Origin of the sequence: Roseovarius albus (genome assembly GCF_900172335.1) — a bacterium.
Classification (GTDB): domain Bacteria; phylum Pseudomonadota; class Alphaproteobacteria; order Rhodobacterales; family Rhodobacteraceae; genus Roseovarius; species Roseovarius albus.
Map to the genome: position 1 here is coordinate 85,621 of NZ_FWFX01000013.1, position 22,348 is coordinate 107,968.

At 56.8% G+C, this 22,348-nt stretch carries 23 protein-coding genes and 1 riboswitch; of the genes, 16 read left to right on the forward strand and 7 right to left on the reverse strand.

Going from position 1 to position 22,348, the window contains the following annotated elements; translation table 11 throughout:
• Window positions 1-35 precede the first annotated feature (35 nt).
• Window positions 36-1,508: an NAD-dependent succinate-semialdehyde dehydrogenase gene (locus tag ROA7450_RS17100; RefSeq protein WP_085807165.1), complete on the reverse strand. Its 1,473-nt coding sequence runs from the start codon at window positions 1,506-1,508 to the stop codon at window positions 36-38.
• Window positions 1,509-1,599: 91 nt separating this feature from the next.
• Between ROA7450_RS17100 and ROA7450_RS17105 the strand changes: the two genes are divergently transcribed.
• The gene (locus ROA7450_RS17105) at window positions 1,600-2,388 is read left to right on the forward strand and encodes a hormone-sensitive lipase (protein ID WP_085807166.1); all 789 of its coding nucleotides are present in this window, start codon (window positions 1,600-1,602) and stop codon (window positions 2,386-2,388) included.
• Window positions 2,389-2,420: 32 nt separating this feature from the next.
• On the opposite strand, the gene ROA7450_RS17110 is transcribed toward ROA7450_RS17105, so the two are convergent.
• Complete coding sequence (locus tag ROA7450_RS17110) at window positions 2,421-3,368, reverse strand: L-threonylcarbamoyladenylate synthase (protein WP_085807167.1); 948 nt, start codon at window positions 3,366-3,368, stop codon at window positions 2,421-2,423.
• A 133-nt stretch (window positions 3,369-3,501) separates the two neighbouring features.
• Here ROA7450_RS17110 and ROA7450_RS17115 point away from each other — a divergent pair, with 133 nt between their 5' ends.
• The 7 genes from ROA7450_RS17115 (at window position 3,502) to ROA7450_RS17140 (ending at window position 9,497) form a co-directional block, all read left to right on the forward strand.
• Complete coding sequence (locus ROA7450_RS17115; RefSeq protein WP_085807168.1) at window positions 3,502-5,220, forward strand: acyl-CoA dehydrogenase family protein; 1,719 nt, start codon at window positions 3,502-3,504, stop codon at window positions 5,218-5,220.
• 9 nt (window positions 5,221-5,229) lie between these two features.
• Complete coding sequence (locus tag ROA7450_RS17120) at window positions 5,230-6,261, forward strand: MBL fold metallo-hydrolase (RefSeq protein ID WP_085807169.1); 1,032 nt, start codon at window positions 5,230-5,232, stop codon at window positions 6,259-6,261.
• 2 nt (window positions 6,262-6,263) lie between these two features.
• A complete protein-coding gene (locus ROA7450_RS17125; RefSeq protein ID WP_085807170.1) occupies window positions 6,264-6,713 on the forward strand; it encodes a DUF6173 family protein in 450 nt (149 codons plus the stop codon).
• Between the two features lie 92 nt (window positions 6,714-6,805).
• On the forward strand, window positions 6,806-6,940 hold the full coding sequence (locus ROA7450_RS17130; RefSeq protein ID WP_085807171.1) for an aa3-type cytochrome c oxidase subunit IV: 135 nt from the start codon (window positions 6,806-6,808) through the stop codon (window positions 6,938-6,940).
• Between the two features lie 31 nt (window positions 6,941-6,971).
• Window positions 6,972-7,586 carry a hypothetical protein gene (locus tag ROA7450_RS17135; RefSeq protein WP_085807172.1) on the forward strand — a complete coding sequence of 205 codons (615 nt, stop codon included), beginning with the start codon at window positions 6,972-6,974 and terminating at the stop codon, window positions 7,584-7,586.
• A 489-nt stretch (window positions 7,587-8,075) separates the two neighbouring features.
• Window positions 8,076-8,219: a hypothetical protein gene (locus ROA7450_RS21055; protein WP_159454092.1), complete on the forward strand. Its 144-nt coding sequence runs from the start codon at window positions 8,076-8,078 to the stop codon at window positions 8,217-8,219.
• 183 nt (window positions 8,220-8,402) lie between these two features.
• Window positions 8,403-9,497: a GlxA family transcriptional regulator gene (locus tag ROA7450_RS17140; RefSeq protein WP_143534509.1), complete on the forward strand. Its 1,095-nt coding sequence runs from the start codon at window positions 8,403-8,405 to the stop codon at window positions 9,495-9,497.
• Window positions 9,498-9,632: 135 nt separating this feature from the next.
• Here ROA7450_RS17140 and ROA7450_RS17145 read toward each other — a convergent pair whose 3' ends face one another.
• Both ROA7450_RS17145 and ROA7450_RS17150 read right to left on the reverse strand, forming a co-directional pair.
• Window positions 9,633-10,067, reverse strand: coding sequence for a universal stress protein (locus tag ROA7450_RS17145; RefSeq protein WP_085807174.1), 435 nt, complete (start codon window positions 10,065-10,067; stop codon window positions 9,633-9,635).
• 112 nt (window positions 10,068-10,179) lie between these two features.
• On the reverse strand, window positions 10,180-13,755 hold the full coding sequence (locus tag ROA7450_RS17150) for a hydantoinase B/oxoprolinase family protein (protein ID WP_085807208.1): 3,576 nt from the start codon (window positions 13,753-13,755) through the stop codon (window positions 10,180-10,182).
• A 147-nt stretch (window positions 13,756-13,902) separates the two neighbouring features.
• On the opposite strand from ROA7450_RS17150, the gene ROA7450_RS17155 reads away from it, so the two are divergent.
• The 4 genes from ROA7450_RS17155 (at window position 13,903) to ROA7450_RS17170 (ending at window position 16,460) form a co-directional block, all read left to right on the forward strand.
• The gene (locus ROA7450_RS17155; protein ID WP_085807175.1) at window positions 13,903-14,316 is read left to right on the forward strand and encodes a protein tyrosine phosphatase family protein; all 414 of its coding nucleotides are present in this window, start codon (window positions 13,903-13,905) and stop codon (window positions 14,314-14,316) included.
• Window positions 14,316-15,047 carry a 2-dehydro-3-deoxygalactonokinase gene (locus ROA7450_RS17160; RefSeq protein WP_085807176.1) on the forward strand — a complete coding sequence of 244 codons (732 nt, stop codon included), beginning with the start codon at window positions 14,316-14,318 and terminating at the stop codon, window positions 15,045-15,047. The genes ROA7450_RS17155 and ROA7450_RS17160 overlap by 1 nt, the downstream gene beginning before the upstream one ends.
• 91 nt (window positions 15,048-15,138) lie before the next feature.
• Window positions 15,139-16,215, forward strand: coding sequence for a CobW family GTP-binding protein (locus ROA7450_RS17165; protein WP_085807177.1), 1,077 nt, complete (start codon window positions 15,139-15,141; stop codon window positions 16,213-16,215).
• Window positions 16,212-16,460: a DUF6525 family protein gene (locus ROA7450_RS17170; protein WP_085807178.1), complete on the forward strand. Its 249-nt coding sequence runs from the start codon at window positions 16,212-16,214 to the stop codon at window positions 16,458-16,460. Before ROA7450_RS17165 ends, ROA7450_RS17170 begins: the two co-directional genes overlap by 4 nt.
• 27 nt (window positions 16,461-16,487) lie before the next feature.
• Here the strand turns inward: ROA7450_RS17170 and ROA7450_RS17175 are convergent, their stop codons facing one another.
• The 3 genes from ROA7450_RS17175 to ROA7450_RS21060 are packed head-to-tail and all read right to left on the reverse strand — an operon-like array spanning window position 16,488 to window position 18,322.
• Window positions 16,488-17,441, reverse strand: a complete 954-nt coding sequence (locus tag ROA7450_RS17175; RefSeq protein WP_085807179.1) for a sensor histidine kinase — start codon at window positions 17,439-17,441, stop codon at window positions 16,488-16,490.
• Window positions 17,426-18,109 carry a response regulator transcription factor gene (locus ROA7450_RS17180; RefSeq protein ID WP_085807180.1) on the reverse strand — a complete coding sequence of 228 codons (684 nt, stop codon included), beginning with the start codon at window positions 18,107-18,109 and terminating at the stop codon, window positions 17,426-17,428. Before ROA7450_RS17180 ends, ROA7450_RS17175 begins: the two co-directional genes overlap by 16 nt.
• Before the next feature lie 54 nt (window positions 18,110-18,163).
• Window positions 18,164-18,322 (reverse strand): hypothetical protein, encoded by a 159-nt coding sequence (locus tag ROA7450_RS21060; protein ID WP_159454093.1) that lies wholly within the window; start codon window positions 18,320-18,322, stop codon window positions 18,164-18,166.
• 174 nt (window positions 18,323-18,496) lie between these two features.
• Between ROA7450_RS21060 and pncB the strand changes: the two genes are divergently transcribed.
• The 4 genes from pncB to ROA7450_RS17200 all read left to right on the forward strand — a co-directional run bounded on the left by pncB (window position 18,497) and on the right by ROA7450_RS17200 (window position 22,323).
• Window positions 18,497-19,789, forward strand: coding sequence for a nicotinate phosphoribosyltransferase (pncB, locus tag ROA7450_RS17185; RefSeq protein ID WP_085807181.1), 1,293 nt, complete (start codon window positions 18,497-18,499; stop codon window positions 19,787-19,789).
• Window positions 19,790-19,862: 73 nt separating this feature from the next.
• Window positions 19,863-20,075: riboswitch (cobalamin riboswitch) on the forward strand.
• Window positions 20,076-20,177: 102 nt separating this feature from the next.
• The gene (locus ROA7450_RS17190) at window positions 20,178-20,585 is read left to right on the forward strand and encodes a DUF1636 family protein (protein WP_085807182.1); all 408 of its coding nucleotides are present in this window, start codon (window positions 20,178-20,180) and stop codon (window positions 20,583-20,585) included.
• Window positions 20,582-21,391 carry an ABC transporter ATP-binding protein gene (locus ROA7450_RS17195; protein WP_085807183.1) on the forward strand — a complete coding sequence of 270 codons (810 nt, stop codon included), beginning with the start codon at window positions 20,582-20,584 and terminating at the stop codon, window positions 21,389-21,391. The genes ROA7450_RS17190 and ROA7450_RS17195 overlap by 4 nt, the downstream gene beginning before the upstream one ends.
• On the forward strand, window positions 21,388-22,323 hold the full coding sequence (locus ROA7450_RS17200) for an ABC transporter substrate-binding protein (protein ID WP_085807184.1): 936 nt from the start codon (window positions 21,388-21,390) through the stop codon (window positions 22,321-22,323). Before ROA7450_RS17195 ends, ROA7450_RS17200 begins: the two co-directional genes overlap by 4 nt.
• The last annotated feature ends 25 nt before the right edge of the window (window positions 22,324-22,348 follow it).

A 22,348-nucleotide genomic window follows, 5' to 3' on the forward strand; every position in this document is an offset into this window, starting at 1 on the left:
AATGGATGGGGCGTTTTTAAAGCTCTTCAGATCGATCAGACCGACATGCAGATGTATTTCATCTCCAGATAATCTTCGATACCATGGTGGCTGCCTTCGCGGCCCAGACCGGATTGTTTGACGCCACCGAATGGGGCCACCTCGGTCGAGATGATGCCTGTGTTCACGCCAACGATGCCGTATTCCAGTGCTTCTGACACCTTGTAAACGCGGCTCAGGTCCTTGGCGTAGAAATAGCTTGCGAGGCCAAAGATCGTGTCATTCGCCATGGCGATCACATCGTCTTCGTCTTCGAACTTAAACAGCGGCGCCATCGGACCAAAGGTTTCGTCCTGCGCAACCATCATGTCTTGGGTCACGCCGGTCACGATGGTTGGCGGCAGGAAGAAGCCTTTGCCCTCTAGCGGCTCACCACCGCCCAGCAGAACTTCGGCGCCTTTGGCCTTGGCGTCGGCGACGTGTTCCTGCACCTTTACGATGGCATCGCTGTTGATCAGCGGGCCCAGGATTGTCCCCTCTTCCAGACCATCGCCGATTTTCATCTGCGAGACTTTTTCGGCCAGTTTCTTGGCAAACTCATCATAGACGCCGGCCTGCACATAGATCCGGTTGGCACAAACGCAGGTTTGGCCGTTGTTGCGGAACTTACAAAGGATCGCGCCGTCCACAGCCGCATCCAGATCGGCATCGTCAAACACGATGAACGGTGCGTTACCACCCAACTCCATCGAGCATTTCATCACCGTATCTGCCGCCTGGCGCATAAGGATACGACCCACTTCGGTTGATCCGGTAAAGGTCAGTTTGCGCACCGCGTGGTTTTCGCAGAACTCTTTGCCCACTTCAGACGAGCGCGAGGATGTCACGATGTTGAACACACCTTTCGGGATGCCCGCGCGCTCGGCCAGAACGCCCATGACGGTTGCTGACAAAGGCGTTTCCGCTGCCGGGCGACCTACAAAGGCACAGCCCGCAGCCAGTGCAGGGGCCGCCTTGCGAGTGATCATCGCGTTCGGGAAGTTCCACGGTGTGATCGAGGCGGCAACGCCGATTGGCTGCTTGATCACTGTGATGCGCTTGTCGCGCTGGTGGCCGGGAATGGTCTCGCCATAGATGCGCTTGGCTTCTTCAGCAAAGAACTCGATGAACGACGCACCATAGCCGATCTCACCTTTGGCTTCAGCCAGCGGCTTGCCCTGCTCAGCCGTCAGGATAATCGCCAGATCATCAGCGTTTTCCATCATTAGATCGAACCACTTGCGCAGAACGCCTGCGCGTTCCTTGCCGGTCCATTTGGCCCATTCCTTTTGCGCCGCTTCTGCACTGGCGATGGTATCCGCCACCTGTGCTCGTGACATGTCGGCAACATTGGCAATCACATCGCCGCGCGCCGGGTTGCTCACCGGATATGTGCCATTGTCGCCCTCAACCCATTCGCCACCGGCATAGGCCTTTTCAGCCAGCAGGCTGGGATCCTTCAACAGTGATTTCAAATTTGTCGCAGTCATGGCGCACCCCTTGCATGTCATTTGTTTTTAAATCTCGCAAAGCCAAAGCATCTTGCGTAAGGCTTGTCCAGTATCACTTTTGGGGAACAAAATGAACTGGGATGATGCCTACGCCAATGCACCCTACATTCCGGGGGCAGATGACTACCCTGAACGCTGGTCAACGCTAGCCCGTGCCTTCCGCGCCAAGATGCGGAAGAAGGGCAAGGTAGAAACCAGCATTTCATATGGCGACAGCAAGCGTCAGGCGCTTGATATGTTTCTACCAGATACTGAACCTAAGGGGTTGGTCATCTTTGTGCATGGCGGCTATTGGCTGAAGTTCCACCGCACCTTTTGGTCCCACCTCGCCGCCGGCCCCTTGGCCCGGGGCTGGGTGGTGGCCATGCCCTCCTATGACCTTTGCCCAGACGTGCGGATCGCCGAGATCACTCAGCAGATCGCCCGCGCAGTAGACAAGGCCGCGACACTTGTCCATGGCCCGATCATCCTGACTGGCCATTCCGCCGGGGGGCACTTGGTCGCCAGAATGGGCACCGAGAGCATGCTCCCGGATAATGTCACTGCTCGCATCCGACACATTGTGCCAATTTCACCCGTCTCGGATCTGCGCCCGCTCCTCAATCTTACCATGAACGAAGACTTCAAACTCGACATGGCCGCCGCCGAGGCCGAAAGCCCCGCCCTGATGCCCGCGCCAAATATTCCCGTAACCGTCTGGGTCGGCGCAGAAGAACGCCCTGTATTTCTGGATCAAGCGCGGTGGCTGGCTGAGGCGTGGGACGCCAAACACATTGTCGACCCGGGGCTCAACCATTTCAACGTGATTGAGGGGCTGATGCAAGCGAGCTGCCCGCTCACAAAGGCGTTGTTCAATTAACCCGTGGGCCAAGCTTCACCTCGGCTCAATTCTCAATCCCTCGGGACCGCCGCACGGCGCAGACGATCATTGATCGCCAGACCCAACCCAGTCTCCGGGATCGGAGACACGGCAATCCCCGATGCACGCTTAGCGTCCAACGCGTGCAAATGATGGAACAGATTGACGGCAGCTTCGGTCAGGTCTCCGGCAGCGGATAGGTTCAGATCGCAGTCCACATCACCAAATCCCAGCAGCAATTCCCCCAGCATCCGTTCAGTGGCATTCAACCGCACTGCTGCGCCGGGTGCGTAATGCGAGGTCATCTGACCGGGGGCCGTCAACGGTTCACCCTCGGAGTGAAGGCGCAGCGTGCATTGCAACGCCGCTTCAATCACCTCAACGGGCACCCCGCCCGGGCGCAGCAGAGTTGGTTCATCCCCCAGCCCAATGATCGTGGATTCCAATCCCACTTCGCAGGCACCGCCATCCAGCACCGCCGCGATCCGGCCATTCAATCCGGTCACCACATGTTCAACAGTGGTTGGACTAATCCGCCCCGACGGATTGGCCGAGGGCGCAGCAACAGGCCCGTCAAATTCCTCCAACAACGCCTGCGCCACAGGATGCGCAGGCACCCGGATCGCCAGCGTTGGCAGACCTGCCGACACCAGCGGCGAAATCCCGGCCTCGGGGAGGATTGGCAGGACCAAAGTCATCGCCCCAGGCCAAAAAGCCGAGGCCAGCACTTCTGCCTCATGAGACCACTGCACATAGTTTTTTGCGACCTCTGCTGACGGCACATGCACGATCAACGGATTAAATTGCGGGCGCCCCTTGGCCTCAAAGATTTGCGCAACAGCGTGATCATTGCGCGCATCACCGCCCAATCCGTAAACCGTTTCAGTCGGAAGAGACACCAAGCCACCAGAGCGGAGTATCTCAGTCGCGCGGACATAACCTTGGAAATCGGCCTTCAGGAGTTCGGTCTCAATATGCATTTTCAATTCTGACGCGGCGTTTTGGTTGATGGTGCCAAGGGCTGGATTAGTCTAAGGCAAGACTTAAGAGTGCATATAGGTCGCCACTTAGCTTGCCAAGCCTTATGCCAACCGTGAACCGCTGGAGAGCCAAATGCCATATCGCGCCCCGATCGAGGATTATACCTTCCTGTTTGATCACGTGGTCGGCCTGAAACAGGTGACCGGGACCGAGACGTTTTCCGAGGCCAGCCCAGACCTGATCTCCGCCATCTTGTCCGAGGCGGGCAAGATGGCTGAAAACGTGCTGGCCCCGCTGCAGCGCAACGGCGATCTGCACCCTGCCCATCTGGAAAACGGTGTGGTTCGCGCCAGCCCCGGCTTTGATGAAGGCTACAAGGCGATTGCCGAAGGTGGCTGGATCTCGATCAGTGCCAGCCCCGAGTTTGGTGGTATGGGTCTGCCCTTATCCATCACCACAGCCGTGAACGAGATGATGAGCGGGGCCTGCCTCTCCCTGCAGCTTAACCCGCTGATGTCGCAAGGCCAGATCGAAGCGCTTGATGAACATGCCAGCGACGAAATCAAGGCGCTCTACCTGCCCAAGCTGATCAGCGGCGAATGGTCCGGCACGATGAATCTAACCGAGGCACAAGCCGGGTCAGATGTTGGCGCACTGCAAACCAAAGCCACCGATAACGGCGATGGCACCTATGCAATTAACGGGCAAAAGATCTTCATCAGTTGGGCCGACAATGATTTCACCGAAAACGTCTGCCATCTGGTGCTGGCGCGCCTGCACGATGGCGCCCCCGGCACCAAGGGTATCAGCCTATTCATGGTGCCCAAATATATCCCGGATGCCGATGGCAATCCTGGTCCGGCAAACAGCCTGCATGTGGTCAGCCTAGAGCACAAGATGGGTCTTCACGGCTCACCCACGGCTGTGATGCAATATGACGGTGCAACCGGCTGGCTGGTGGGCGAACATCACGGCGGCATGCGCGCCATGTTCACCATGATGAATAATGCTCGTCTGGGCGTAGGCGGTCAGGGCATCGGTGGAGCCGAAGGGGCCTACCAACACGCATTAAGCTATGCATTGGAACGTAAACAGGGGAAAACCCCGGTTGAAGGCGGCACAGGCACCATCGCAGACCATGCCGATGTGCGCCGCATGCTGACCACCATGAAAGCCGAGATATTCGCCGCCCGTGCCATCGCATTATCCTGCGCAATTGCCATCGACATGCAAAATGCCACTGGATCCAAGGACTGGGCCGCCCGTGCTGCCTTCCTGACCCCAATCGCCAAAGCTTACGGAACGAACGTTGGCATGAACGTGGCCGAGATGGGTGTGCAGGTCCACGGAGGCATGGGTTTCATCGAAGAAACCGGTGCTGCGCAGTATTATCGCGACGTTCGTGTGACCGCGATCTACGAGGGCACCAATGGTATTCAGGCGATGGATTTGGTCGCCCGTAAACTGATGGACGATGGCGATGCCGCCAACGCCCTGCTGGATGAGATCGAAGATTTCGCTGAAGCGGCGCGCGCCAAACTGCCAGAACTGGCCGAGCCAGTCTGGGACGCCTGCGAAACCCTGCGCGAAGCGGTGGACCAGATGGTCGCCCAATCTGAGCTGAACCAACGCTTTGCCGGTGCGGTGCCATTTCTGCAGGCCTTTGCGCGCGTCATCGGTGGATATGTACATTTGCAGGCTGCAATCGCCGAGGGTGGGACAGGCCCCCGCAGTAAGCTGGCGAAGTTCTTTATCACCCGCCTCTTGCCTGAACACGCCGCCTTGCTCATACATGCGCTGGCCGGGGCCGATGATCTTTACGCATTGTCCACCGACGAATTGGCAATGTAACAGGCCCGGATGAATATGCTCAAAACCCCATGGGATACGCCCCCCGCACACGGAGAAAGCCTTCAAGTCTCCGAAGGAGTCCTGTGGATTCGCCTACCGCTGCCAATGGCGCTGGATCATGTTAATGTTTACGCGCTGGATGAAGGTGACAGCTGGACCATCGTCGACACCGGCGTGAAGTCGCGCAAATCCATCGCGCTGTGGGAGCAGATCCTGAGCGGCCCGCTCAAGGGCAAACCAATCAAACGCGTGATCCTGACCCACCACCACCCTGACCATATCGGTATGGCGGGCTGGTTGATGCAACGGTTCGGGGCAGAACTGGCAATGAGCCGCACCTCGTGGCTGATGGCGCGCATGCTGATCCTCGACACCGAAGAACGCCCCACAGAACAGGCGGTCACCTTCTGGACCCGGGCAGGCATGGACCCGGCCATCATCAGGGCACGCATCAATGACCGTCCGTTCAACTTCAGCGATGTCTGCGCGCCTCTTCCAGTCGGCTATACCCGCCTGAAACAAAGCGACACGCTTACCGCAGGTGGTCGCATCTGGGAAGTTCATATCGGCAATGGTCACGCGCCTGAACACCTGACGCTTTGGAGCCGGGACGATAATCTGGTCATTGCAGGCGATCAAATTATCTCATCGATCAGCCCCAACATCGGCGTCTACCCGACCGAACCTGAGGCAGACCCGCTCTCGGACTGGTTGGAAAGCTGCGCGCGGCTCGCCAAACTGGCGCGCGAAGATCATCTGGTGCTCTCCGGGCACAAGCTACCCTTCACCGGTCTGCCCCATCGCATGGATCAACTCAGCGAAAATCACCACGGCGCGCTCAAACGCCTGCGCAAACATCTAATTGAGCCGCGTATCGCCTCCGACTGTTTCCCTCCACTGTTCAAACGCAAGATCGATGGTGGCACATATGGGCACGCTTTGGTCGAAGCGGTTGCACATCTTAATCATCTGCATCAGGCTGGGGAGGTAACCCGTACCGCCCGCGCCGACGGGGCCTGGGTCTGGCAGATGAAGGAGTGACCATGAACGACGAAATCAACACCTCCGCCGAACTGGCCGAAGCTGCAGCTATGCCGCGCTGCCACGAGGTCCATGCCGACCCGGAACGCTGCCCCCCCGAACAGCCCGAGAGCGTCGCGAAAAAACCAGTCGAGCAAAAAAGCCCCGCGCAGTGGGCTTATGAACGGCTGATCATGTACATCCAGAATTTCGAGAAAACACTAGACAACGAACATGAGGTCGCCATGGGCTTTACCGGTGGCGACGCCGGCGTCTTGCGGATTGAAGGCATGGGTTATTTCGATCCCGATGTGATCACTTTCTATGGCAGTGACCCTACCGGTGCAAAAACCCAGCTTGTTCAACACGTCAGCCAGCTTAGCGTCATGCTGCGCGCCCTTCCCAAGCAGGTTGAACAGTCCGAACCCAACCGCATCGGCTTCCGCCTAGCGCAGGATCTGGAAAAAGCCTGACGCCTCTCGCAGCTTGGGTGGTGACAGGCCATCCAAAATGCAGTATCCAGCCAAAAATTCGAAATTGCCTTCACTCAGAAAATGGATCCAACATGTCCGAACATACACATGGTGAAATGAACACCGACGTTCAGGAAAACACTTTCAACGGCTTTGTAAAAGCCACGACCTATTCCTGTGTTGCGATCATCTTGTTCCTAATCTTCCTAGCGATTGTCGGCGGCTAATCACGTCATTTAATCTGTTTCAGGGGGCATCATGCGTGGTGTAGCTTTAGCGCTTTGCGCATTTGTCATGTTGTCCGGTTGTGTCGGCGAATCGATCTGGGCCCCCGATGATGTGGTGGCCAAATCTATCTATCGCCACGACGGCCCGCCCAAACTGACCCTCTACACCATGATCAACAACCGCACCGGCAAAGGTGCGCATACATCTTTGATGGTCAACGGTTCGCAGCGGGTTATTTTTGATCCTGCGGGATCGTTCAAACATGAAACCATTCCGGAACGAAACGACGTGATCTTTGGGGCTACGCCTATGGTGGCCAATGTCTATACCCGCTATCACGCGCGCCAGACCTTTCACGTCAAAGTGCAGGAACTGATCGTCACGCCACAGCAGGCTGAAAAGGCGCTCAATATCGTGATGAACTACGGTGCCGTCGCCAAGGCGCAATGCGCCCACGGCACATCGCGCGTTCTGGCCCAAGTGCTGCCCGGTCAAATTTCGCCGACATGGTACCCGAAACAGTTGGCCGAAGAGTTTGGCACCATTCCGGGTGTGAAAGAAGCGGAGCTGTTCGAATACGACAGCGACGACAACAGCAAAGTTCTCGAAGCCTGGGATCCCGCGCGGTACAAAGCGCAGCAGTAAATTAATTTGACTGCTGCAAGTATTACGTAAGCCGCACGAGTCCCAATTTTGGGGGCGAATACTAGTTTGCAAAGCGCCTATATTAGATTTTCGGAAAATTTCATATTTTAGTTAGGTGTACGCTTGATAAACCCGAAAGTTGTCGATTTATTCGAGTGCTTTCAAACAACAATTGTTGGAGTTGTTGGCTTCTTTGGAATCATATGTACGCTACATATCAATGCCAAACATTCGCAAGCAGAGCATAAGCGGCAACTTGACACAAAGCGAATGCCTCTAAGACGGATTTTGGCCGCAGAGTTCCGAACTTATTCGGACACCTTACGAAGCAATCTTAAAATTCCGCGTCCTGATGAAGAACAGTACTCCATTGGAAGGATACGAAGGCTGTTATCTGAAAACCTAACATCAGATTTAGACCTTTTAGAATAGGGCGAAGTTGATGCCGTGGTTAACGCGTTGCTAAGTCTAGATGGCTGGAAACACTTTATGAAAAACATATCCATTCAATCAAACGAAACTCGTTTCATTTTCCCGGCAACCGCTTGGGAAGAATTTTGCTTTGCTTCAGGAACCACAGCCGATGCGCTGGATCTCGGCATTCGAATATTAGAAACATCTGGTGAGGCATAGGTTTTGAGTGTCAAGTTATCGACGCCGGTGACCTGATGTGCACAATTAAGGTGAATTCGCCCTGACCGAAAATTTTACTCTAGAATATGCCTAACGGACTCAACCTTCCAAAAAACTAGCACTCTCATCCTTAGTTCAAGTTTCGTTTCCTCAATCTATTAACTTTTTCCCGCACTCCATATCTTGCGGGGCCAAAGCACCATCAATACTGTCGATACATCTTTGGCCCTTGAACGACATGGAGATGAATTGGCGCAAGAAGAACAACACAAGCGCAGCTACACGCCGTCTGCCACAACACCTGGATCTGAACCTTCACGTGTTTTCCATATCGTTTTGCTTAAAGGGTTTGCGTCGCTGTCCCTGCATTCTGCACTTGACACACTTCAAAACGCTAACCTTGTTGCAGGCAAACAAATCTACGACTGGTGCTTTTGCGGCCTGACCGAGGCCCCGGTCATTTCAAGCATCGGCCACGAAACTCATGTCGACACCAGCATCAAGGAGATAAGCACAGCAACCGACATCGTGATTGTGGCTGGCGAAGGCGTGTTTGATCTAGAGCTTGGTCCCCTCAAGGTCTGGCTAAGCCGTTTGGCACGCGGAGACGTGCGTGTCGCAGGGTTGGGATCAGGAGCGATCGTCATGGCCAGCGCCGGGCTGCTCAATGATGTGCCTGCTGCTGTGAATGCTTGGTACCATAGTGGGTTTGAAGAGCTTTTCCCAACACTTGAGCTCAGCCGCCGCACGCATGTTTCTGAGGGCTTGCGCTGTTCCAGCGCCGGCGGGGTGTCCGGTATCGACCTGTTTTTGGATTTCATCGCACTAGACCATGGAGAACGATTTTCTGATCTCGTCGCAGAATCGATGTGCTACACACCTTTGCGTCAGGTACAGAAATCGGTCGACATAACAATACCGAACAGCCTGACTGTCGCACACCCTATTGTATCAAAGGTCATCGCAGAAATGGAGCGCACGATAGATGAGCCTGTTTCCCCTGCCCGTTTAGCTGAAAACGTCAACATGTCGACACGCCAACTTGAAAGACTTTTCAACAAGTATTTGGGCACGTCGCCAAAACGACATTACACGCGCTTGAGGCTACGCGAAGCTTATCGGCTTTTGGTGCAATCTCATCTTCCGGTCATTGAAATCGCACTCTCAACGGGCTTCACATCAACAAGCCATTTCTCCAAATGTTTCCGCGCCGAATTTGGCAGTTCCCCCTATGAACTCCGGGGAAAAAAGCGAAACAGCGAAAGCGGTTCGAATTAGTTGTTTCGAAGCAGTTTGCTGCATGAATATCAAACGTTCATTCTTTCGAGATGAAAGACATCCGATGTACCGGCAGCGGTGATCTCGTTTGGTGTTTTTCTGGCTGCAATTGGAGTTCTTGCTCTCCAAGAGCGACTAAGGCACCACGGTACAAGGAACCGGCGCGGATTGGACCAGTGAGTTGGCGACCGAGCCAAAGACCCGGGCACTCAATCCGTCTTGGCTGCTGCGGGCAATGACCAACTGATCAGCTTCAGTCTCCTTGGCAATTTCGCTCAAGATATCGGCGATCTTGCCATAGCGGATCTCGGATGAAATGCTGATGCCCTTCCCTGACACCTCTTCCATCACAGGATCGATCACCGCCTTTTTGGCACGGCTGATTTCTTTTTGGCGGCGCTTGTGTCGCTCATCTAACTCGCTCGGTGTCAAAAACGAATACGGTGCCCATTCCAGAACATGAGCCACCACCACTGACCCGCCCAGAGTTTCTGCGCGATTGACCGCAAAATTAAGCGCACGTTTCGCCGACACACTTCCGTCATATCCAACAACAAATTTAACTGACATGTCTCTCCCCGGTTACAAATACATTCAACGATAACACATTACATCCAGAATTTCGCCAACCCTTTGAGTTCAATCAGATACCTGGTCCAGTTTTCGTGAAAAAAGGCGCAACTCACATCGCACCCCACCCACCCCCGCCTGGGGTTTCCATACCGAACACGCTATCCTCTGGCAGCTCGATCTCATCATTGCCCGCCATTTCGCGCATTTCACCACCCGGCAGTTCGGCCCAATTACGGCCAACCTTTCCAGGCGCACCACCATCAACTCCAAACGGCGGAATGATCCGGTGATTACTCAGCGTCGTCACCGTCACCGGCGACAGGAATCGCATTCGGCGGATTACACCATGGCCGCCGCGCCATTCACCAGCACCGCCTGATCCATCGCGCACACCAAAATCCTCCAGCCGCACGGGGAAGCGTTTTTCCAGCACCTCCGGGTCTGTCATGCGGGTGTTGGTCATGTGGCTTTGCACCGCGTCACAGCCATTGAAACCCGGTCCGGCACCGGTTCCCCCGGCGATGGTTTCATAGTTCTGGAACTCGTCATTGCCCCAGACAAAGTTGTTCATCGTCGCTTGTGATCCGGCAATCACCCCCAACGCGCCGTAAAGCGCGTTACAAGTGGCCTGCGACACCTCGGTATTGCCCGAAATCACCGCCGCTGGATAGACCGGGTTAAGCATTGACCCTTCCGGGATGATGATCTTGAGCGGCTTCAAGCACCCCTCATTGAGCGGAATATCCGCCCCCACCATCGTCCGGAAGACATAGAGCACCACCGCCCCACAGATCGATTTCGGCGCGTTATAATTCCCGGTGTGCTGTGCACTTGTGCCAGTGAAATCAATCACTGCCTCGCGCGCCTCGCGGTCCACAGTGACCTTCACTTCGATCACCGCACCGTGGTCCATATGATAGGTGTATTCGCCTTCTTTCATCCGGTCGATCACCCGGCGCACCGATTCCTCGGCGTTGTCCTGCACATGTCCCATGTAGGCGCGCACCACATCAAGGCTGAAGTTATCAACCACCTTCAGCAATTCCTGCCTCCCGGTCTCATTCGCGGCGACCTGTGCCTTCAGGTCTGCCATGTTCTGCGGGATGTTGCGGCAGGGGTATTTGCATGACGCCAGCACCGCCTCGGCCTCTGCTTCCAGCAAGGTGCCCTGATCCACCAGCTTGACGTTGTCGATCAGCACACCCTCTTCGTCGATATGCGTGCTGTCAGGTGGCGCGCTACCCGGTGTCCGCCCGCCAATATCGGCATGGTGCCCGCGCGACCCAAGCCAAAATTCCGGCTTGCCTTCGACAAACACCGGCGTGATCACCGTCACATCCGGCAGGTGGGTGCCGCCGTTATAGGGCGAATTGAGCATAAACGCATCACCCGGCTGCACATCCGGGTTCAGCCGCATCACCGTGCGCACACTGTCGGACATAGAACCCAGATGCACGGGCACGTGCGGCGCATTCGCCACCAGATCGCCCGCCGCATCAAAGATCGCGCAAGAGAAATCAAACCGCTCCTTGATGTTCACCGACCACGAAGTATTGGCCAACGTCACCCCCATCTGGTCGGCGACCGACATAAACAGATTGTTGAACACCTCCAGCAACACCGGGTCAGCCTGCGTTCCTGCGGCCTGCTCACGGGCCTTCGCCGTGACCCGCTCCAAAATCAGGTTCCCCATTTGATCAACCGAGGCCGCCCATCCTGGTTCAATCACATTGGTCCCAGTGGATTCCGTGATCACTGCAGGCCCTTGAACCGTCATCAGTGGGTCTAAGTTATCCCGCTCATAAAGCGCCACATCTTGCACGCCACCTTCGACATGCATCTGAATCTGCGCCTTTGCCGCCCCATCACCATTCGGCAACGCTGGCTGCGGCGCTTGACCGGTCTGGCCGATGGCTTCAACACTCAGCATCTCGAACAAGATCGCCCGCTCTGGTGAGTGGAAACCAAAGCGCTGTTGGTGCACCGCCTCGAAATCAGTCTGCATTTGGCCTGCCGTGCTAAACGGTACCTCCAGCGCCTGATGTGAGCCATCATAGCGTAGATGCGCCCGCCGTTCGATTCGGATATCAGCCACACCCTGATCAGCCACTTCCTTTTTTGCAGCCTCTGCGATCTTGGCCAAGGCAGCCTCGGCCTGTGCAACATGCTCCAACGGCGCATCCATCTGCACCTCGCGCAGCGCCCGGATCTCGGCCAGCCCCATACCATAAGCGCTCAGCACCCCGGCATGTGGGTGGATCAATACCTTACGCATCGCCAAAGCATCGGCCACCAGACAAGCATGCTGCCCGCCTGCACCGCCAAAGCATTGCAACGTGTAACCCGTCACATCATGGCCCCGCTGCACGCTAATCTTCTTAATCGCATTGGCCATGTTATCCACGGCAATCCGCAAAAACCCTTCGGCCATATCCTCGGGCGATCGTGTCGCCTCGCCGGTTTCCTTAGCAACCTGTGCCGCCAAAGCCGCGAACTTCTCGCGCACCACATCCGCGTCCAGCGGTTCATTGCCCTCAAGCCCGAACACATGCGGAAAATGCGCCGGGTTCAATTTGCCCAGCATCACGTTGCAATCGGTCACGGTCAACGGCCCACCGCGACGATAGCAGGCAGGCCCCGGATCAGCACCCGCACTTTCCGGCCCCACCTGAAACCGCCCATCGCGGAACGTACAGATCGAGCCACCCCCAGCCGCCACTGTGTGAATATCCATCATCGGCGCACGCATCCGCACACCCGCCACCTCGGTCTCGAAACTGCGCTCATACTCGCCGGCATAGTGGCTCACGTCGGTTGAGGTGCCCCCCATATCAAAGCCAATCAACCGGTCATGGCCCGCGACCTCACCGGTTTTGACCATGCCGACGATCCCTCCCGCCGGACCGGACAGAATCGCGTCTTTGCCTTGAAACAGACCCGCATCGGTCAGCCCGCCATTGGATTGCATGAACAACAGCGCCTCGCAGGCCCGCCCCACATCCAGCGCTCCGGCAACCTGATCGACGTACCGCCGCAAAATTGGTGAAAGATAGGCATCTACCACAGTGGTATCCCCGCGCCCCACCAATTTCGCCAAACGCGAGACCTGATGGCTTGCTGTAATCTGGGTGAACCCAATCTCGGCGGCGATCTCAGCCACCCGTTCCTCATGCGCAGGGTTCAGATAAGCGTGCAAACCACCAATCGCCACCGCCCGAATGCCCATGTCATAGGCCGCCTGCAACACGGCCCGCGCAGCCTCTTCATCCAACGGGCGCACTACCGCGCCATCCGCATCCAGACGTTCATCCAGTTCCGCCACGTCTTCATAGAGCAAATCAGGCCGCTTAATCTCCAGATCAAACAGGCGCGGACGGGTCTGATACCCAATCAACAACAGGTCGCGAAACCCCTTGGTGATCAGCAGCAGTACCCTTTCACCCTTACGTTCCAACAGCGCATTGGTCGCCACTGTAGTCCCCATCTTTACGGCGCGAATGGAGCCATCAGCAAAGTCATCGTCCTCCTGCATCAACTCGCGAATGCCCTGCACCGCCGCATCTCGATAGCGTTCAGGGTTTTCTGACAACAGCTTATGCGTATGAACGCCCCCCTCGGGATCAAGCGCCACGATATCGGTGAACGTGCCACCCCGGTCGACCCAAAACTCCCAAGCGCCGCTCATTGCCATTTCCTCCGTGATTTGCCTGAAATGTGACCGGCCCACGTTTGGGCGCATGCGCTGAAATGTCAACGCTAGTGACGCCCAAATCGCCATTGAATTTCGCGGGGCTTTCTGCACATATCAAAGGCTACAGCAAAGGAGGCTCTGATGGACCTGCGCAAACTCACTGATGATGTCTCGGTTTCCCCCCAGATCACTGCAGCCGATGTGCCCCATATCGCCGGGGCTGGGTTCCGCTCGATCATGTGCAACCGCCCGGATGGAGAGGAGCCAGGTCAACCTGAACTGTGCGACATCGAAACCGCCGCACAGCAAGAGGGCCTTGCGTTCACCTGCGTGCCCATCGTTTCGGGTGGTGTTGGTCAAGACGACCTCAATGCTTTTGACAAGGCTCTGCACGATCTGCCCAAACCAATCCTTGCCTATTGCCGCACCGGAACGCGTTGCACCATGATCTGGGCGATCACGCAAGTGGGCCGCCTGGACAGCGACGAAATTATCGGCTGCGCTGACAAGGCCGGGTATGATGTCCGCGCCGTCGTGGATCAGATGCAGCGCTGATGACCCGCTGGATCGCCCTTGGCCCCACCGGAAAAACTGTCACCGCCTATGCCATGGACGGTGGAACACTGATCAATTCCGCCACGGCCGAGGATGAAAAATCCGCCCTAGCCGCGCTGGACTTTGAAGCCAATCAGGCCATCCGCATCGGCGATGGCACCCCTGCAAAACTGCCCGCCAAGCTGACGCCAGAAGATGGCCAAAGCTTGCCCGGCTTTGAGCAAGCCTCCCCGCCCGACATCATCGGTGCTTGGATTCGCTTGTGGTGCACCGGTTTTGCTGCCGACAAACCCAACTGGGACGGCGTGATCTGCGCGATTTCAAGTGGCATCAGCCATTGGATTCACATCAGTGCAAACGAAGCTGTCAGTTGCCAAAGCTTCCTCAGCCCCGGACTGATCGATGCTTTCGGAGGGGCTTTCCCACCGGATGCTGGCGCATTATTCGATAGCCTCAGCCGCCCAGAGCGTCTCGCCTCCCACCTGCGCCAGGCGCAAGTCTCAGCCAGGACCGCCGCGGCAACCGGCCACCTGATCGGCGCTGAACTGATGGCTGCCCGCCCATACTGGCTGGGTCAAAGCGTCGTGCTGATCTCGGATGAGGAAGAAATTGCAGAGGGCTATGCCACCGCGCTTGAGATGCAAAGCGTTCCCCACAGCACCTACCAGGCGCAGGATCTGATCCCGGCTGGCCTGACCGCACTGGGCAAAAGTCTGGAACTGTTCGAGTAGCACCACTTTAAAAACTTCATCACCCGCTATGGGTCTTGAAGTTGCCCAATCATAGTTATATTATAACATTACATATAACTATGCGCGACACATGACCAACTCTGATAACCGTCTTCCCGTAACCTTGCTCACCGGGTTCCTTGGCGCCGGGAAGACGACCCTCCTCAATTCCATTCTCAAAGACAGCGCGGCAGGCCGCGTTGCCGTCGTCGTTAATGAATTTGGCGAGGCGGGCCTTGATCATGACCTGATTGAAACCTCACAAGACGACATCGTGCTGATGCAATCAGGCTGTCTGTGCTGTTCAATCCGGGGGGATCTGGCACAGACAATTGGCGATCTGCTGATGCGACGTGACGCAGGAAATGTGGCATTTGATCGGGTTGTAATTGAAACCACCGGCCTGGCCGACCCAGCCCCGATTTTGCAGACACTGTTGGTTGATTCTACTTTGGCGACAACCCTTCGGATGGATGGGATTGTGACGGTCGCAGACGCGGCGGCAGGTCCAGCCACATTAGACGCGCAATTCGAAGCTGTTTCGCAGGTCGCAATGGCGGACCTGATTGTGCTCAGCAAGGTCGATCTGGTATCAAAAACTGCGGTCAAATCGTTTCAGGACCGATTACGCAAACTGAACCAGACCGCGCGCATTGTGCAGGCTACTCAAGGTAAAGTTCCTGTTAAGACCCTGTTCGGATTGAGTGGTTTGCGGCGCGATGTTGCTGCCACGCAAGCGTTGGACTGGTTGACCCCTGTAAAGGCAGACCCGCTGGCAAACCTCTCCGGCCTCGCGACCACCACAACAGAGCCGGCGTTTTCGCCACATGATCCGCGCATTCAATCCGTCTCGATGGTGTTCAACGAGCCACTAAAGGACGCCGCTTTTGATCTTTGGCTGGATACGCTGATCGCCCTGAAAGGGCCCGACATCCTACGGGTCAAAGGCATTGTCTTTCTCGAAGGGATTGACCGGCCGTTTGTTTTCCACGGCGTGCAACACATCTTTGATCCGCCAGTACAACTGAGCGATTGGCCCGCAGGAGATCGCACCTCGCGCATCGTCGTGATTGCCAAAGATCTGGCGCGGGCAGAGTTGCAGCGCAGTTTCGACATGCTGCGAGCCACTCAAATCATTCAGGACGCTCCAAGCGAGGCAACGGCATGAACAGAAATTTGGGCGCAACACGGCTCAAGCGTCGACGGCGCGCGGGTGATCCGATGCAAGCCTATGATCGTCTTCCACCTGAACTCCGCTCATGGCTAAGCACTGCAGCACGCCCTTGGTCACCCCGGTCCTGCGCCAAGATATGGGACAAGGCACAGCGCGACGGCCTAACACCTGTGCAGATCGTGGAGCGGCTGGCGCAAAGCGAAACGCGCGCCCTGACCCGCGACTCGCTTCAATTTTGACCACAGGGTCATCTCGCCAAACCCGTTTCACTCCGGAAAACGAAGTCTGAAGGCCGCACCCTTTTGGCAGGGCACCAATTCGATATCCCCGCCAACTGTCCGCAACATTGTGCGCACAATCGCCAGTCCCATGCCGGTACCACCCGCCTCGCGTCGAGTGGTGAAATAGGGGTCAAAAATCCGCTCCCGGTTCCCTGACGCAATCCCCGGCCCGTCATCCGAGACGCGCAAGGCCCGCTCTTCACAGGTAATTGTCACCTTTCCCGCGCCATGGGCGGCTGCGTTTTGCGCCAGATGCGTCAGCACCGCCTCTAACGATTCATGATCAATTGGCACCATGACATCACCTGAAAGCTCAACATCGATATCCCTCGCCAGCGCAGCAACGACCTCGGCCACCCGTACGGGGCCCCGGCCCACCGGCTCACGTGCGGCAGCCAATTGCCTAAGCGCTTGCAGCAGCTCATCCATCTTCTGCGACGATTGCTTGATCGTCCCAACAAGCTGCGCCCGGTCTTCGGCATCGACCTCGACCTCAAGCAATTCTGCCGCGCCAATCAGGCTGGTCAGGGGGGATTTCAACTCATGTGTCACATGATCCGTGTAGGCGCGCAGCCCGGCCTCTCGGTCCTGCAACGTGGTCGCCATATCCTGCATGGCCCGCCCCAGCGCGGTAAACTCGGGCGTCCCGAAATGCTCGGGCATCGGCGCATCATCGCGCCCGTCTTTTAACGCATCGGCATGGGCTGTCATTTTGTAAACCGGTCGCAAAACCAACCGCCACAGCAAAAACCCCAGGATCAGGGTCGCAATTGCGGCCATCAGACCAAACAGTTGTGCGGTTTCCAACCAACCAAGAACACCACCCGCCAGCCGCAGATACCCGATGCCAATCACCGGCAGGCACAAGATTACCGCCAAGGTGCCCCCGATCACGAGGGCCAGAGGCGGTCGCCACTTCTGCCTTATCTGCTTTGACATGCGCCCATCCTGATCCCGACGCCGTGCACGGTTTCAATCGCCTCATGGCAGCCTGCCTTGGCCAGTTTGGCCCGCAGGTTGCGCAGGTGGCTGTCCAACGTCCGGTCCGAGATGTGAAACGATGGACCGTAGACGGAATCCACCAACTGCGCCTTGGTCGCCACATGCTCCGGCCGCGCCATCAGATGCGCCAGCAAATCCATCTCGCGCCCGGTCAGGGCCACGGGTTCCTCGGACACCGTGCACAGATGCCGCTCCTGGTCCAGCTTCAGCACCCCGCGGCTCAACCCGGCCTTCGCAGGCTCCGGCCCGACCCGTTTCAAAATCGCCTTGATCCGCGCCGCCAGCTCGCGCGGCGAAAACGGTTTCGACACATAGTCATCTCCGCCCAGCTCAAACGCCAGCACCCGGTCAATTTCATCATCCCGCGCTGTCAGAAACAACACCGGCGTCTCGCTCTGCTCTCGCAAATGCCTGCAAACCTGCAGCCCGTCCATTTCCGGCAGGCCAATATCCAGCACGATCAGATCAACCTTGCCATTACGGGCCTTGGCCAATCCTTCGGCCCCATCGCCCGCCTCGATCACCTCATGCCCCGCCTGTTTCAGGGTAATGCGCAACACATCCCTAATCTGCGCGTCATCATCAACAATCAGTATTTTGGCCACACCTGTCCCCGGCTCTTAGTCTTTTCGGCATTCTGTCTGAACCACAGCCGCCAATCAATGCCCGGACACAAACTGACACAGGCGGGAAAATAATGACCCTTCCAACTTGCTCTCACTCGGTGCCAGGCGGTCAGTCGGTGCCAAATCACCGTCCATCCACCAACCGTCCTGCTGCAATTTCCGGGGTACACCGCGCACAAGGTAGAGTTTCATGAGATTTTCCTTTCACTGCTCAAAACTGCTCTGCCTCCTGAATACCCACCCCAAACCGCAGAAACGTCTCAGCAGATCAGCAGTTTTTGTGCAGATCGCCGGAAAAACCCTCCCCTTGTCTCTTGTCGCCCGCTTTGCTTTAACAATCTGAACGCAAGATCCCCGGAGGCCCCAATGGTCGACATCGCCACCCGTGTGTGGAACCACAAATGGAAGATCGACCCGATTGTCCGGTCTTTGATCGATACAGATTTCTACAAGCTGCTTATGTGCCAGTCGGTGTTTCGCAACAAACCAGACACGCAGGTCACGTTTTCCCTGATCAACCGCAGCAAATCCATCCGTTTGGCCGAACTGGTGGACGAGGGCGAGTTGCGCGAACAACTCGACCATATCCGTTCGCTGTCGCTCAGCCGCGGCGAAAGCACATGGCTGCGCGGGAACACGTTTTACGGCAAACGCCAGATGTTCACGCCTGAATTCATGGAATGGTTCGAGCAGGTGAAACTGCCACCCTACAATCTCGAAAAACGCGATGGACAATACGAACTTACCTTTGAAGGGTCCTGGCCAGAGGTCATGCTGTGGGAAATCCCCGCTCTCGCTGTGCTGATGGAGCTGCGCTCGCGTGCCGTGCTGCACCAGATGAAACGGTTCGAGCTGCAGGTGCTTTATGCCCGCGCTATGACCAAGCTGTGGGAAAAGGTCGACCAACTGCGCCCAGTTGAGGGGCTCAAACTAGCTGACTTTGGCACCCGGCGGCGGCATTCCTTCTTGTGGCAGGACTGGTGCGTGCAGGCGATGACCGAAGGGTTGGGATCTAATTTCACCGGCACTTCCAACTGTCTAATTGCGAAAAACCGCGACCTTGAGGCGATCGGCACCAATGCGCATGAACTACCGATGGTCTATGCCGCACTGGCCGAAGATGACGCCGCGCTCGCTCAAGCCCCCTATGACGTTCTGTCAGATTGGCATGACGAGCACGACGGCAATCTGCGCATCATCCTGCCAGACACCTATGGCAGCAAGGGTTTCCTTGATAACGCGCCCGATTGGCTGGCCAGTTGGACTGGCATCCGCATCGACAGCGGTGACCCTGCCACCGGGGCCGAGGTCGCCATCAACTGGTGGAAATCCCGTGGCGAAGATCCAACTCAGAAACGAGTGATCTTCTCTGACGGACTGGACACCGCCAAGATCATTGAGCTGCACAATCAATTCAAAGGCCGGGTTCAAACCTCCTTTGGTTGGGGCACGCTGATGACCAATGACTTCCGCGGCCTGACCCCGGATGACGCCCTCTTGCCCTTCAGTCTGGTGTGCAAAGCTGTCAAGGCCAACGGACGCCCCACCGTCAAGCTCTCAGATAACCCCAACAAGGCTATGGGCCCCACCGATCAAATCGAACGTTATAAGAAAGTGTTCAACGTCGGTGCACAGGACAAACAAGAGGTCGTGGTTTAAGCCTCCTTCTCGACAAATCACCCATTGCAAAAGACAACTCGACGCAATTCGATTGACATTCACAGCGGATCGGCCGATTGATTTCGCCGATGGTTCCCGGGCGTACAGCGCAAACCGGGATGAAAAGGGAACGTGGTGCGGTGTAGCCTACTAGGCGCCAATTCCACGACTGCCCCCGCAACTGTAAGCGGTGTGCCCCCCGAATGACCACTGGGTGAAAACCTGGGAAGGTCGGGTGGGACCACAAGCCGCGAGTCAGGAGACCTGCCATCGAAACGCAACTTCAACCCGGGCGGGGCGCCCAGGACGGAGGCCAAGATGGCTTATTCGGCTTTTGCCGCAAACATAGCAGGTTTCCATTCCTCCCCGACTAATCGTGGAGCAAATGATGACCCAACCCTGTTCTCACCGCATTACGGTTTGCACCTCTTGTCGCCACAAGGGCGAAACAGACCGCCCCGGGTATGAGTTGATCGCACACTTGCGTGCGGCATTTACGACGGCTGGTGGTGATATGTCCGAAAACTTCGATGTCGCTGGCGTGGCCTGTATGGCCGGGTGCAGCCGTCCCTGTACCGTGGCCTATCACGGCAAAAACAAAGCGACATATCTTTTTGGCGATATAGAACCCGATCACGACATCGCCGACCTGATCAGTTTCGCACAACAATACGCGGCGCTTGAAGACGGTTGGTGCAGCTCGCTGGATCGCCCAGGCAAGCTGCGCAAAACCACCCTCGCCCGGATACCCGCGGCCTTTCAGGCGTTGCAAGACAGCTTGGAGAAAGTCTCATGACCGCCGCATCACTCAGGGTCGATCAAGTCACCTTCGGCCCCAACCGACGCGGCCCGCTCTTGCTGGATGAAACCAGTTTTGATCTGAAAGCCGGGCAGGTCATGGGCGTGGTCGGCCCCAATGGCGCGGGCAAAACCACTCTGCTGCGCCTGATCTACGGCTTCCATCGGCCCTTAAACGGACAGATCCTGATTGACGGTGACGCACTCAACACTTTGCCGCCCCGACAAGTGGCGCGCAAGGTCGCTGCAGTTCTGCAAGAACAGCCCACTGATTTTGCCCTGACCGTGCGCGAAATCGTCGCCTTGGGACGGGTGCCCCATCGCCACGGCTTTGCCCGTCCCGGGCAACATGATGCGCAAATGATCGACAAAGCGCTAGATCGCTTGGGGCTGCACAATCTGGCCGGGCGTAGCCTCTCCACCCTCTCAGGCGGTGAACGCCAACGCGTCATGGTGGCGCGTGCACTGGCGCAAGAGCCGCAAATTCTGGTGCTGGATGAACCGACCAACCACCTCGATATCCGCCACCAGCTCGAGGTGCTGCAGCTCATCAGCGAATTGGACTTGACCATCATCACGTCGCTGCACGATCTGAACCTTGCCAGCGACATCTGCGACCGGATCCTCGTGCTCAAAAACGGGCACCCACAGGGCTTTGGCCATCCTGATGACGTGCTTCAGGATGCCATCGTCGCGGACACCTTTCAGGTCCACGCCCGACGCGAAGAACTGAGCATCAGCCGCAAACCCTACCTGTCTTATCAACTCCCACCTACAACTTCTCCATTAGAGGAACTCCAATGAAAACTTCCGCACTCGCGCTCGGCCTGTTCATCATCGCCGGATCGGCTCTGGCTGAAACCACCGTTCAAAGCTGTGACCGCGAGGTCAGTTTTGACACGCCACCCAAGGCCGCCATTTCCAACGATGTGAACCTGACCGAAATGATGCTGGTTCTGGACCTTGCCGACCACATGGTGGGCTACACCGGCATTTCAGGCTGGAAAACGCTGGACAAAGAAATGCGCCATGGCATCGACGCCCTGCCAGAGCTGTCCGCCAAATACCCGTCCAAAGAGGTTCTGGTCGGGGCCGATGCCGACTTCTTCTTCGCCGGCTGGAACTATGGCATGAAAGTCGGGGGCGAAGTTACGCCCGAAACCCTCGCCCCGTTTGATATCAAGGTCTATGAGCTGACCGAAAGCTGCATCCACATCGGCGAAAAAGCCAAGGTCAGCATGGATGATATGTACAACGACCTGATGAATCTCGGCAAAATCTTTGCTGTCGAAGACAAGGCCGCCGAACTGATCGATGGCTATAAGGCCGAACTGGCAGACTTCACCGCCTCCCTGAACACCGGCGCCGACCCTCTTCGGGTTTTTGTCTATGACAGCGGCGAAGACACACCTTTTACTGCCGGGCGCTATGCCATGCCCACCGCCCTGATCGAAACGGCAGGCGGCAAGAACATCATGGATGATTTTGAAAAGAGCTGGGCGACCGCCACATGGGAAGAGGTGGTCGAACGCAACCCCGAGGTTGTGGTGATCGTAAACTACGGCAATGTCACCGCCGAAGAAAAACGCGCCTTCATGATGAACAACCCCGCTTTCGCTGATATCGACGCAGTAAAGAATGACCGCTTCGTCGTTCTGGAATATGTCGAGGCCACCCCCGGCCCGCGCAACATCAAGGCAGTTCAGAAGCTCGCCCAAGGGTTCTGGGGCGAATAATGCCAAGGGGACAATCTCACCAACC

Coding starts and splice junctions, on each gene's coding strand:
- ROA7450_RS17160 (WP_085807176.1), top strand. CDS start 14,316: ATGACCCGCTGGATCGCCCTTGGCCCCACCGGAAAAACTGTCACCGCC.
- ROA7450_RS17200 (WP_085807184.1), top strand. CDS start 21,388: ATGAAAACTTCCGCACTCGCGCTCGGCCTGTTCATCATCGCCGGATCG.
- ROA7450_RS17155 (WP_085807175.1), top strand. CDS start 13,903: ATGGACCTGCGCAAACTCACTGATGATGTCTCGGTTTCCCCCCAGATC.
- ROA7450_RS17115 (WP_085807168.1), top strand. CDS start 3,502: ATGCCATATCGCGCCCCGATCGAGGATTATACCTTCCTGTTTGATCAC.
- ROA7450_RS17150 (WP_085807208.1), bottom strand. CDS start 13,755: ATGAGCGGCGCTTGGGAGTTTTGGGTCGACCGGGGTGGCACGTTCACC.
- ROA7450_RS17175 (WP_085807179.1), bottom strand. CDS start 17,441: ATGTCAAAGCAGATAAGGCAGAAGTGGCGACCGCCTCTGGCCCTCGTG.
- ROA7450_RS21060 (WP_159454093.1), bottom strand. CDS start 18,322: ATGAAACTCTACCTTGTGCGCGGTGTACCCCGGAAATTGCAGCAGGAC.
- ROA7450_RS17125 (WP_085807170.1), top strand. CDS start 6,264: ATGAACGACGAAATCAACACCTCCGCCGAACTGGCCGAAGCTGCAGCT.
- ROA7450_RS17195 (WP_085807183.1), top strand. CDS start 20,582: ATGACCGCCGCATCACTCAGGGTCGATCAAGTCACCTTCGGCCCCAAC.
- ROA7450_RS17135 (WP_085807172.1), top strand. CDS start 6,972: ATGCGTGGTGTAGCTTTAGCGCTTTGCGCATTTGTCATGTTGTCCGGT.
- ROA7450_RS17190 (WP_085807182.1), top strand. CDS start 20,178: ATGACCCAACCCTGTTCTCACCGCATTACGGTTTGCACCTCTTGTCGC.
- ROA7450_RS17105 (WP_085807166.1), top strand. CDS start 1,600: ATGAACTGGGATGATGCCTACGCCAATGCACCCTACATTCCGGGGGCA.
- ROA7450_RS17110 (WP_085807167.1), bottom strand. CDS start 3,368: ATGCATATTGAGACCGAACTCCTGAAGGCCGATTTCCAAGGTTATGTC.
- ROA7450_RS17170 (WP_085807178.1), top strand. CDS start 16,212: ATGAACAGAAATTTGGGCGCAACACGGCTCAAGCGTCGACGGCGCGCG.
- pncB (WP_085807181.1), top strand. CDS start 18,497: ATGGTCGACATCGCCACCCGTGTGTGGAACCACAAATGGAAGATCGAC.
- ROA7450_RS17130 (WP_085807171.1), top strand. CDS start 6,806: ATGTCCGAACATACACATGGTGAAATGAACACCGACGTTCAGGAAAAC.
- ROA7450_RS17165 (WP_085807177.1), top strand. CDS start 15,139: ATGACCAACTCTGATAACCGTCTTCCCGTAACCTTGCTCACCGGGTTC.
- ROA7450_RS17120 (WP_085807169.1), top strand. CDS start 5,230: ATGAATATGCTCAAAACCCCATGGGATACGCCCCCCGCACACGGAGAA.
- ROA7450_RS17145 (WP_085807174.1), bottom strand. CDS start 10,067: ATGTCAGTTAAATTTGTTGTTGGATATGACGGAAGTGTGTCGGCGAAA.
- ROA7450_RS17100 (WP_085807165.1), bottom strand. CDS start 1,508: ATGACTGCGACAAATTTGAAATCACTGTTGAAGGATCCCAGCCTGCTG.
- ROA7450_RS21055 (WP_159454092.1), top strand. CDS start 8,076: ATGAAAAACATATCCATTCAATCAAACGAAACTCGTTTCATTTTCCCG.